The following is a 10,907-nucleotide window of genomic DNA, read 5'->3' on the forward strand; positions in this document are numbered from 1 at the left end:
TGTGGTGATTAAATTATACCACATTTCAGGATGGAATTCTTCTTTTATTTTCATTTTTTCACTGAATCCGTCTGCTTTTTTAATCGTCATTATGCCAAATTGAAAAAATACGAAAACTCAAACCGCAAAAGGAAGTCCTGACCATGCCGGAAATCGTTTGTCCGATTATCTCTGCGACGATGAATCGGAGGAATTCGTCTTTTTCAAAATTCCCCGTCAGTTGATTGCAGCCCCCAAGTTCAAGCATGTCTCGAAGGATGCCAAGCTGCTGTATGGGATGCTGCTGGACCACATGAGCCTGTCCGCCAGAAACAGCAGGTACAATGACGCCAGGCGGGTTTATATCTACTATTCCGTGGACGAGATATGCGGGGATATAACCTGTGGGCTGGACAAGGCCGTGAAGCTGCTGGCGGCCCCAGGCTCCTGCTATTTGCGCTAATCACTCTATTTTTCACCATCAGCTTTGACTTTATAATTCATAAAAGGAGCCATTGCTGTGGTCAGGGCTTTTGCCTCTGCCCTTGGAGCAAGTTTAGGATTTCCCGGCCTTGACGAGGCAACAACGCCTGTCAACCGCGATTCATCTTTTCCGCCGCTGTGGCGGCTGGAATCCCTATGTGCGCAAATGCCTGCAGCGACAATGCGGCCCCTTCCGGCAGAACCGAAAGGGGCCGCTTTCCTATACTCTCGCAGCTGTAAAATCAGCCCAGGTGCTTCAGGAAATACTCGCCTGTCACCGCAATCATGCCGTCCATGGTGGCGGTGTCCTCTGTGAAGGCATTAAACGTATGCGCACAGTTTTCCACCATATGCGTCCGAGACGCGCTGTTGGGAGACGTTTTCACGATCTGCTCCGCAGACTCCGGCGGGAGGGTGCTGTCGTCCACGCCGTGGACCGCCAGAACAGACCCGGGATACTTGGCGATTTCCGCCAGGGTATCCATGGCCTGTACCTCTTCAAACCAGCGCACGCCGACGTGCATGGGTTCGCCGGACCAGCGGGGGCAACGGCCTCGCCCTTGTCCTTTGCAGTTTCATAGGCTTGCGCAAAGCTCACGTCGCCGGAAATCCCTGATGGTCTGATTCTGGTGTAACCCTTCGCCCTGTCTCTAACCGCGCCTCCTTCAATGGCAGCGGATTTATATCAAGCAAACAGTCAACCGATACCCCGAAATAGTCTGCTGCCTTTTGAAGTGTATCGCTTGACGGTATGGTTCCTTTCTTCCAATATGATGCACTCGATTTGTTTCGCCCAATTGTTCGCATGACGGCAGAGGGCGTAACGCCTTTTTCTTTACAGCGCTCTATGAAATTGTCATAAAGCACAAATTCAACGGCCTATATTTATTATATTTAAACAAAGTTGAATGTCTCCGAATATACTACAGACGGATTCAACTACTACACACAACATACCGCAAAATCGAAAGAAGCGCAAGTGGGAAAAGTCTGTTTTAAAACCGTCAAAGTAACCAGACAAGGTACAGGCAAGGCAGACAACAGCCCGGAAATAGAGAGCTTTCTTCTCATATCTGGTGGCAAAGCGGCGGTTGTTTTTGAGCTTGAGGAAGAGATTTTCAACCAGATGGCGTTCTTTGTAAGTATGCCAATCAGTCTTTCTGGGATGCTTGGCAATGTTACGGCTTGGAATTACTACAATTCCGCCCCGTTCCTCCAACCAACGTACAAACTTATCGCTGTCATAGCCTTTATCTGCCAGTATGAGTTTGCCATTCAAATCAAAAGGCTCCAACAGAGCCTGTGCCATACAGATATCGTTTCGGTTCCCACTGGAGAGCAAAAAGCGCAATGGATTTCCAAGTCCATCCGCTGCCGCATGGACTTTCGTGGTCAAGCCTCCCCTGCTCCGCCCGGTTTCCTCGTGATATCCCCTTTTTTGACCCCGCTGGCATGCTGATGGACTTTGATCGTGGAGCTGTCCAGCATCAGCGTTGTTTCGTCCACCAATTCTTGCTCAATCAGGGCTGTGAGGATATCTTCCCACACTCCAGCTTTTGTCTAGGCATGGAACCGGCTGTATACACTTTGCCATGGCCCGAACCGCTCTGGCAGATCCCGCCATGGTATTCCGGTGTTCAGCCAATACAGGATTGCGTTAAGCATTTCCCGGTTGCTTTTTCCCGGCCGTCCTACTTGTGGCTTTTTTTCGGGCGGAAACTTAACCTTGATCCTATTCCTCTGTTTTTCGCTTATTTCATGTCCTTTCATATGCTTTATTTTACCATCTTAGCACTTTACACACAATATCTAAGTTTTAAAACAGACTCTAAGGCAATTTACAAAAAAGAATGGCTAATTTTGGAATATCCCCCAAAAATTTGTTGGGGAGGCAAGTTGCTATTGACTTTTTTCCAAAAGATAGAGTATCCTTATATCAAGATCAAATGGGAACGTTCCCAGCGGGAGGCCATATGGGGTCCACCATCATTGACGTAGCGAAGAAATGCGGCTATTCGAAGACCACCGTTTCCCGCGCCTATGCCGAGCCGGACAGCGTGAGTGAGAAAGCTAAACTCAAAATATACGCCGCGGCAAAAAGCCTGAATTATACCCCCAACGCCATCGCCAGGGCCATGGTCCGGCAGCAGACGGAGAACATCGCTTTCATTATCAACGAAAAGCAGTCTCCGGCTGTGCTGAATCCGTTCTATTCCCCCATTCTGGAGGCAGTCATGCGGGAGAGCGCCCGCCGGAATTACAGCGTATTCGTGGTGACCAATCAGGACGTGCTGCTTCCCAACGGTGAAGTCTATATCAAAAAGCAGATGGACGGCGTCATCTTTGTGGGCGAGGCCAGCGAGACAATTATCGGCAGGCTCCGGGAGCAGAAGATTCCCGTGGTGCTGCTGAACAACATCCTGGACATGGAGGACCTCTTGTGCATCACCACCAGCCATTACGAAGGTGCGGTGAGCGCCGTGGACCACCTGTATGAGCGGGGACACCGGAAAATCGGCCTCCTGGCCGGGCGGTTCTCTCCCCAGGTCAACGAGGCCCGCTATAAAGGGTATGCGGACACTCTGGCCCGGCGGGGCCTGGAGGTCGATTCCCGATATGTCCTGGAGTTTGAGCCCTCGCTGGAGGCGGGAGAGCGGGCCATGACCCGTCTGCTGGAGCTGGAAGAGCGGCCCACCGCCGTGTTCTGCACCAACGACACGGTGGCGGCAGGGGCGATGAAGGCGGTGATCCGGGCCGGACTGCGTATCCCGGAAGATGTGGCTATCGTCGGATTTGATGACAGCTCTGTCAGCCGCGTCGTGGAGCCGGAGCTGACCACGGTCCGCATCGATATGGATCAGATGGGACGCTTGGCTACGGAAAAGTTGTTTGATTTAATTGAAGGCATACCCTTTACCCAGACAAGGATCGTGATTCCCACGGAATTGGTCGTGCGAAGCTCCAGCTAGCGCGAAAAATTCCTTTTGGAATAATTTAAAACAGAAAAGAGGTGAAGCGATGCAGATCACCATCATCAACGTGGGCTATGGCGACGCCATCCTGTTCCAGGGAGCCGACGGTTTTACCGCCCTGCTGGATGGGGGAAGCGCCTTGGAGTCGGAATTTGGAGAAGACCCCTACCGCATCCGGGCGGCGGACTATCTGCGGCGGGAGGGCGTCACGGAACTGGACACCGTGCTGATCTCCCACATTCACGAGGACCACGTCTGCGGCCTGGAACCTATATTCGAAATGTGCTCTGTAAAACAGCTGTATGTTCCGTATCCTGTGGAGCCGTTCTTGCGGGGCTGTGAGCTCCAACCGGCGCCGGACGCTTTTCGAAGCGTTCCCCTGTATACCAACGCCTTGAACGCCTACCGCCGGATTCTCCTGCGGGCAGGGGAAACCGGAACAGCTATTACCGTCGTTGGACCAGGAGACACCCTCCGCCTGGGCTCAGAACTCACCGCCCAGGTCCTGGCACCCAAAGCCCGGAGGATTCACGAGTACATGGAACTGATGGAAGCAGCCTATGCCTCGGCAGACCAGGAGGCCGCGGTCACGGAGCTCCTGACAAAGCTGGACGCCACGTCCAACCATACCAGCACCCTGCTCCGGTTCGAGATGGGAGAAGTCGTTTTCCTGTCGGCGGCGGACAGCTGCCCCAGGGAGTGGGATGAGGTTCCTTCTTTTTTTCTTAAAAATGGGAACGTTCTCAAATTGCCGCATCACGGGCAAATTGACTCGATTTCAGAACAATTTATGAAGGATATGCCGTTGGAGTATGTCATCACCACCGCCAGTTCCGACCGCCGCTACAACAGCGCCAACGCGGAGGTTTACAAGCGCCTGACCCAGTGGCGGGCCCCTCATCCGCCCAAGTTCCTCTTTTCCGATGAGCGGAGCTATCCCCCTTATTTCTCACAGCCTGACGGGTTCCAGGCAATCACCCTTGAAATAGATTCCGGCGTCATTACGCCGAAATTTATTAAAACAAATGAAAAGGAGAATGAACGATGAAGAAATTGATGTCTCTCGCCCTGGCTCTTCTGATGGTCCTGAGCCTTGCGGCCTGCGGAGGTTCCGGCGGGTCTAAAGACTCCGACAGCGGCAGCCAGCCCGCCCAGAGCAGCCAGCCCAGCGGCGGCTCCTCCTCCAGCGACGCCAAGTGGCCCGAGAAGGAGATCAAGATCATCCAGCCCTGGAGCCTGGGCGGCGGCCCGGACGTTATCACCCGGCAGATCGCCTCTTACAGCGACAAGTTCCTGGGCGTGCCCATGATCGTGGAAAACCACACCGGAGGCTCCGGCACCATCGGCATGAACGACTTCCTGGAGGCGGCGGACGACGGCTACACCCTCTTCTGCTGCAACGGCCCCCTGTTCTCCCTGACCCCCAGCTTCATCAGCGTGGACTACACCATTGAGGATATCACCCCTCTGGTGGGCATCCGCATCACGGAGTTCGTCATCCTGACCCAGGCTTCCAGCGGCATCACGGATATCCAGGGCCTGATCGACTACGCCAACTCCGGACACACGGTGAAGTACGCCACCACCGGCGGCCCCGGAAACGACAGCTTCACCATGATTTCCGCCCTGTTCGCCACTCTGGGCATCGCCTCCGAGGCGGTTCCCTATGACGGCGGACAGGAGGCCATCAACGCCCTGGTGGGCGGACATGTGGACGTGGCCATCGGCTCTCCCCCGACCTATCGGGACTATGTCATCAACGGCGAGCTGAACTGCCTTGGCACCTTCATCCCCGAGGGGCTGGACGTGGAAGGCATCGGCCACATCCCCTCCTTCAAGGACCAGGGCATCGACATCGAGTTCACCGGCATGGACTACTTTGCCGTCCGCTCCACCGTGGACGCGGAGAAGCAGGAGATCCTCCGGGACTTCGTGCTGAAGGTCTACGCCGAGCCCGACTTCCAGAAGTTCATGGCCGACATGGGCATGGCCGCCTGGGAGGCCGACTCCTCCGAGATCCTGGGCATGGTGGCCTCTCAGACTGAGGCCATGGCCAAGTACATCCCTCTGGTCCAGTGATTTCACGGCGCCCCATGTCCCGGCAAGGATGTGGGGCGTCCACTCTCAAAATGAGGTGAACGCGATGAAACTCAGATACAACACGGAAATCATCTCCGGCGCGGTGTTTGCCGTCGTGGGCGCGGTGCTGTGGCTGCTGATTCCCTCCCAGATCCAGACCATGGAAAAAGGAGCGGTCAACGCCCAGACCCTGCCCCGAATCGCCATCGGCGGCATGTTCATCTTCGCCATCGGCCTGCTTCTGGAGGGCCTGTTCGCCAGGGAGAAGAAGGAACTGGTGATTACCGCGGACTCCTTCCGCTCCGGCGCTTTTAAAAAGGAGCTGCGCTCCATCGTCTACTGCCTCTTCCTGGTGGCCTACTGCCTCATCATCCAGCCCCTGGGCTTCGTGGTTTCCACGGTGCTGCTGGTCCTGGCGGTGATGCTCTACTACGGCGCCCGGAAGTGGTATTACTACGCCATCCCCCTGGCCATGGTGGGCATCGTGTACTACGTGTTCAAGGTGCTGCTCCATGTCTCTCTGCCCTGACAAGAAAGGAGAACGCTTATGGAACAATTTTTAGGCGGACTGAGCATCCTGATGCAGTGGCAGAACCTGCTGGTCATTCCCCTGGGCCTTGCCATCGGCATCGTGGTGGGGGCCATCCCCGGCCTGACCTCGGACCTTGGCATCATCCTCTGCATCCCCCTGACCTACGGCATGGACCCCACCATGGCGATTCTGATGCTGCTGGCCATTTACTGCGGCGGCACCTATGGCGGGTCCATCACGGCCATTCTCATCAACACACCCGGAACCTCCGCCAACGCGGCGACGCTCTTTGACGGCTATCCCATGACGGTGAAGGGCCAGGCGTTCAAGGCCCTGCAAATGGCGCTGTTCGCCTCCACCATCGGCGGGCTCATCAGCGCCTTCGCCCTGCTGTTCCTGGCCCCGCTGATTGCCAAGATCACCCTGCTCTTCGGCCCGGCGGAGTATTTCGCCCTGGCGGTCTTCGGCCTGTCCGTCATCGCGGGCGTCTCCAACAACAGCATTTTCAAGGGGCTCATCGGGGCCTGCATCGGCCTGTTTATGGCCACAGTGGGCGTGGACAACATCAGCGGCACCGCCCGGTTCATCTTCGGGCAGCGGAAGCTCATGGCGGGCATCGACCTCATCATCGCCCTCATCGGCATGTTCGCCATTTCCGAAATCCTGATGAAGTCCAAATACAACCCGAAAACGGACCACAAATCCATCAGCGCCAGCGCTATCACCAAGGACAAAATCACGAAGGACGAATACCGCCGCTGCTGGAAGCCCATTGGACTGGGCTCCCTCATCGGCGTCATCATCGGCGCGACGCCGGGCACCGGCGGGGGGCTGGCGGCTTTCATCTCCTATAATCAGACCAAGCAGTCCTCCAAGCACCCGGAGACCTTCGGCCACGGCGAGATCGAGGGTGTGGCGGCCTCCGAGTCCGCCAACAACGGCGCCTGCGGAGCCACCATGATTCCCATGCTGACCCTGGGCGTCCCCGGCGACGGGGCCACGGCCATCCTCATGGGCGCGTTCATGCTCCATGGCATGGTGCCGGGACCCACGCTCTTCGCCGAGCAGGGGAACATCCTCTACGCCATCATGCTGGGCCTGATTGTGGTGAACGTCTTCATGTACATCATCGGCAGCGGCTTCACCCGGTTCTACGCCCACATCACCCGGCTCCCCTATGAGATTTTGGCCCCCATCGTTATGACCTTCTGCATCGCCGGGGCCTACTCCACCAACAACCGGGTCTATGATATCTTCATCATTCTGATTTTCGGTATTGTAGCCTACTTCCTGCGGCGCATGGACTTCCAGCTGGTGCCCATCCTGCTGGGGATTGTCCTGGGCCCCCTGGCGGAGAAAAACTTCCGGCGGGCCATGGTCATCTCCGAGGGCAGCTTCAAGATCTTCTTCACCCGGCCCATCAGCTGCGCCTTCATTCTCATCGCGGTGGGTTCCGTGCTGCTGTTCGCCTGGAAAAACTACAAGTCCAGGAGTGCTAAAGCAAAATAATTACAGGAGGAATGCTGTTCTATGAAACAATGTGGTAAGAAGCTGCTATGTCTGGTATTTGCTGTCATGATCTTGATGATGACAGCAAACGCCGAAGATGCCTCTACGTACATGACTTACCGTCAAAACGCGGTGGAACTTACTGCAGCCAAAGGGCTGGCAATTACCAGCGGTTCCTTTGTTGTGAATGAGTTCAGCATTACTGGCGGGCAAGATCCTGACGGCAAAAACCAGATCGGCCAGGTGCATATGTTAGAGGACGGAGAGTTTATCTTTGAAGTTGGCCGCAGCGGCTCAGCTGCTGTAGCGGAATGGTTCAATAGTAAGTTCTCTGGTTACAACGATCCATCCATCAATGGTGACCGCACGACCTTTGATCAGACTGCGGGAAAGCTGAACTTTGCGTTTGTTGGAGATCTGTCCCTTGTGGTGACATCAAATGAATATCCGCAAGGACTCTCTGTGACGTTTCCAGGCATTGCGTTTGCGCAGGGAAGCACGGGCTTTAGCAATAACTGGTGGTTTGCGCAGCTTACCGGCCAGCATACAAAGGACAGCGACGGGCCGGATACACTGCTGACCTTCGGCCGCACGCCGTCCGGTGAAACAGTGTTTGCTTCATTTCTGAGAGGCGGAAGTGGTAACGGCGTCAACGTGGTCTCTCTGGAGTCCATTGCGGTGGCCGAACCGGCAAGGGAGTATTCCTACAAAGTGTCAGATGTTCAGTCAGCTTTTCATAGACTGCCGATTGACGGGACCCAATGTAATTTGGAAGGCTTCCCTGGGAGCTATGATCCTTCTGTCAACCACATTCAGGGATACAGTCTTTACAATAACAAAAACAATTTTCCCTATGTGATTTTAACTCATAGTGTCAGCACTGCTCCTTACGCTCATATTGTTGCCGGTCCAAAACAGGGAGACGAGAAGTGGGGATTCAAAACATACCTGGAAGGATGGCGGCATCCGGGTGGCATCCAAGTGATCGGAGATTACGTTTTCGTGCCTTCCGAGCATGAGTCCTCAGCACATGTCGCGCTCTATGATCTCCGAACTCTGGCAGTGGGAGAGCTGCGAAGAGTTGAGCGGTTTGACTTGTCCGTAAATCATAAAGCGGGGGCGCTGGGCATTACGTCGTACAAAGACGCCGACGGAACAGAATACTATGTTCTGGTTGTCGCGCACTTGGATAACGAGAACAGCGTTTACCATGTTTATCGAGCCCCTGCCGCGGACGGAATAGAGGCGGCATCGTTCACTGAGGTTGGGTCTTTCCCCTGCAACAAAGATTTTCAGGGATTTGGACTCATTACGGAAGAGGAGACCAATGACATTTACATGATCGGCTTGTGGTCTCCTTCCGAAGGCGCTACGTTCGCGGACTATGCGTACCTCTACAAATTGAATGCGGAGACTTGGACAATAGGAGAACCTCTCGAAAGCATTCACATGGTTAGTAAGGGCGGTCTTCCTGGAATGATGGGAGTACATTTCCGGTATGGAGCGGGGACTTATGTGGATCAAGACGGCCTTCTGACGATTTCCGCTACTGAACGAAACTCCGTACTTGGCAGTTCTTTGGCTACAGATGATTGGAGTCCTTCCTCTGTAAATTAACCCTCTCCGCAGTTCTCCATCATGCGGCAGAAAGGGGGAGCGGTCAAAAATCCCGCTCCTCCCCTATTCCTCCGAATAATAAGACACAGATGGAAAGAGTGACAAAATGGAAAAGCAATACGACACCCTAATTATTGGGCCTGTGTCCCTGGACCACAACATCGACTATCAGGGCAACGAGCGGAAAGAAGTCGGCGGAGCCGTGGTGGCCTCCGGTTTCGCCGCTGCGAAAAGCGGAAATCGGACGGCCCTGTTCACTAAGCTGAACCCTGCCGACGCCGACGTTGAGGCCCGCTTCGCCGGGTCCGGCGCCGACCTCTTCTGGAAGCCCTCCGCCGCCACCTGCTCCATCCGGAACCAGTATTTCACCGCCGACAAGGAGAAGCGCTCCTGCACCTCCATGGGCGTGTGCGATCCCTTCCGCTTCGACGAGCTGCCGGACATCGAGGCGAAGATCTACCACTTCGCGGGCCTGGTCTACGGCGACTTTGACGGCGCCCTCTTTGCCGAGGCAGCGGAGCATGGCAAAGTGGCCGTGGACGTCCAGTGCCTTCTGCGGCATGTGGAGCCGGACAAGACCATGGCCTTCCACGACTGGGCGGAGAAGCGGGAGTACCTGCCCTGCATCGACTATCTGAAGACCGACGCCGCCGAGGCGGAGATTCTCACCGGCCTGACGGACCGGGCGGAGGCGGCGAAGCTGCTTCACAGCTGGGGCGCGAAAGAAGTCCTCATCACCCACAACACGGAGGTGCTGGCCTACGACGGGGAGCGGATTTACACCTGCCCCATCAAGGCCCGGAATCTCTCCGGCCGGACAGGCCGGGGGGATACCACCTTCGCCGGGTACATCACCGAGCGCCAGCGGGCGGGCGTAGAAGAGGCTCTGCTGTACTGCACGGCCCTGGTTTCCCTGAAAATGGAGACCCCCGGTCCCTTCCAGGGGAGCCGGGAAGATGTAGAAAAATATATTTCGGAATTTTATTGAGTTCTGGATACAGGATGCTTTCCTGACCATGGGTTGACCACCTCTGGAAGATGGCAGGAGAAACCGGACGAGGTTGCTGCGGTGCGGTAATTTTGTCCGGTTCTTTTTTTATAGCTCATCCCAACAAGGCTTTAGGCAAGTCTTTTGGTTTAGCCTCCGTCGTGACAGTTGCAGGGGAGGTCATGCTCCGGGAACATCCAGCACATGGCGGTCTGGTTCTTATCCGCCTCCACGAAGTCCTGCCAGGCCCAGCTCCGGCCCAGACCATTGATGGAGGTCAGGTTGGGCCTTGCGCCGTCATCGATGGCGATGGCACACTCGTAAAGGTCCGGGTGCTGGTGGAAGAGGGTGCGGATCTCCTTCTTCTTCATGCTGGGACAGAAAAAGAAGGCCCTCATGGATGCCGCTCAGGATTGTTCCGCGCAGATGTTCAGAACGCATCATAACGAATACGAGTGCAAGGCGGCAATGGCATACGGCTATCCCCACGGTTTTGGCGACAACTTGACGTGGTTTTAGCATCAGCATTTCCTCCGCAATTCCTTTACCCAATACCTCAGCAAGCCTCCGGCCATGCCGAGAGGCTGTTTTCAGTTCTGAGGAAATGCGTCTCAATTTGAGCAATGCCATTAAGTTAACCAATAAATTCCAAAAGAAAGAAAAAAAGCCTTGACAAAGGCAAAAAAATGTGCGGCAAGGCCCTGAAAACGAGATTGATTTTCAGGGGGCGGGCACATGAAATACACAG

Annotated in this window: 13 protein-coding genes; 8 read left to right on the forward strand and 5 right to left on the reverse strand. The window is 55.3% G+C overall.

Annotated features, from left to right (window positions below; translation table 11 throughout):
* Positions 1 to 157: 157 nt before the first annotated feature.
* Positions 158 to 442, forward strand: a complete 285-nt coding sequence (locus Q1M04_RS15330; RefSeq protein WP_300448666.1) for a replication initiator protein A — start codon at positions 158 to 160, stop codon at positions 440 to 442.
* A 262-nt stretch (positions 443 to 704) separates the two neighbouring features.
* Here Q1M04_RS15330 and Q1M04_RS15335 read toward each other — a convergent pair whose 3' ends face one another.
* From Q1M04_RS15335 to Q1M04_RS16280, 4 genes are all read right to left on the reverse strand, one after another.
* Positions 705 to 947 carry a hypothetical protein gene (locus Q1M04_RS15335; protein WP_300448669.1) on the reverse strand — a complete coding sequence of 81 codons (243 nt, stop codon included), beginning with the start codon at positions 945 to 947 and terminating at the stop codon, positions 705 to 707.
* A gap of 109 nt (positions 948 to 1,056) precedes the next feature.
* Positions 1,057 to 1,329: a helix-turn-helix transcriptional regulator gene (locus Q1M04_RS16275; RefSeq protein ID WP_366140844.1), complete on the reverse strand. Its 273-nt coding sequence runs from the start codon at positions 1,327 to 1,329 to the stop codon at positions 1,057 to 1,059.
* A 4-nt stretch (positions 1,330 to 1,333) separates the two neighbouring features.
* On the reverse strand, positions 1,334 to 1,972 hold the full coding sequence (locus tag Q1M04_RS15340; protein WP_300448692.1) for an IS5 family transposase: 639 nt from the start codon (positions 1,970 to 1,972) through the stop codon (positions 1,334 to 1,336).
* 50 nt (positions 1,973 to 2,022) lie between these two features.
* Positions 2,023 to 2,232, reverse strand: coding sequence for a transposase (locus tag Q1M04_RS16280; protein WP_366140845.1), 210 nt, complete (start codon positions 2,230 to 2,232; stop codon positions 2,023 to 2,025).
* Positions 2,233 to 2,435: 203 nt separating this feature from the next.
* Here Q1M04_RS16280 and Q1M04_RS15345 point away from each other — a divergent pair, with 203 nt between their 5' ends.
* The 7 genes from Q1M04_RS15345 to Q1M04_RS15375 all read left to right on the forward strand — a co-directional run bounded on the left by Q1M04_RS15345 (position 2,436) and on the right by Q1M04_RS15375 (position 10,159).
* Positions 2,436 to 3,431, forward strand: a complete 996-nt coding sequence (locus tag Q1M04_RS15345) for a LacI family DNA-binding transcriptional regulator (protein WP_300448672.1) — start codon at positions 2,436 to 2,438, stop codon at positions 3,429 to 3,431.
* A gap of 49 nt (positions 3,432 to 3,480) precedes the next feature.
* The gene (locus Q1M04_RS15350) at positions 3,481 to 4,482 is read left to right on the forward strand and encodes a ComEC/Rec2 family competence protein (protein ID WP_300448675.1); all 1,002 of its coding nucleotides are present in this window, start codon (positions 3,481 to 3,483) and stop codon (positions 4,480 to 4,482) included.
* Entirely contained in the window at positions 4,479 to 5,513 is a 1,035-nt protein-coding gene (locus Q1M04_RS15355) for a tripartite tricarboxylate transporter substrate binding protein (RefSeq protein WP_293278518.1), read from the forward strand. Before Q1M04_RS15350 ends, Q1M04_RS15355 begins: the two co-directional genes overlap by 4 nt.
* 64 nt (positions 5,514 to 5,577) lie before the next feature.
* Positions 5,578 to 6,042: a tripartite tricarboxylate transporter TctB family protein gene (locus Q1M04_RS15360; protein ID WP_300448679.1), complete on the forward strand. Its 465-nt coding sequence runs from the start codon at positions 5,578 to 5,580 to the stop codon at positions 6,040 to 6,042.
* Between the two features lie 18 nt (positions 6,043 to 6,060).
* Positions 6,061 to 7,554 (forward strand): tripartite tricarboxylate transporter permease, encoded by a 1,494-nt coding sequence (locus Q1M04_RS15365; protein WP_293278522.1) that lies wholly within the window; start codon positions 6,061 to 6,063, stop codon positions 7,552 to 7,554.
* Between the two features lie 21 nt (positions 7,555 to 7,575).
* Positions 7,576 to 9,171 carry a hypothetical protein gene (locus tag Q1M04_RS15370; protein ID WP_300448683.1) on the forward strand — a complete coding sequence of 532 codons (1,596 nt, stop codon included), beginning with the start codon at positions 7,576 to 7,578 and terminating at the stop codon, positions 9,169 to 9,171.
* 106 nt (positions 9,172 to 9,277) lie between these two features.
* Positions 9,278 to 10,159 (forward strand): PfkB family carbohydrate kinase, encoded by an 882-nt coding sequence (locus Q1M04_RS15375; RefSeq protein ID WP_300448686.1) that lies wholly within the window; start codon positions 9,278 to 9,280, stop codon positions 10,157 to 10,159.
* Positions 10,160 to 10,308: 149 nt separating this feature from the next.
* Here the strand turns inward: Q1M04_RS15375 and Q1M04_RS15380 are convergent, their stop codons facing one another.
* The gene (locus tag Q1M04_RS15380) at positions 10,309 to 10,557 is read right to left on the reverse strand and encodes a hypothetical protein (RefSeq protein WP_300448689.1); all 249 of its coding nucleotides are present in this window, start codon (positions 10,555 to 10,557) and stop codon (positions 10,309 to 10,311) included.
* Positions 10,558 to 10,907 lie beyond the last annotated feature (350 nt).

It is taken from the genome of uncultured Oscillibacter sp. (assembly GCF_950073225.1).
Taxonomy (GTDB): domain Bacteria; phylum Bacillota; class Clostridia; order Oscillospirales; family Oscillospiraceae; genus Oscillibacter.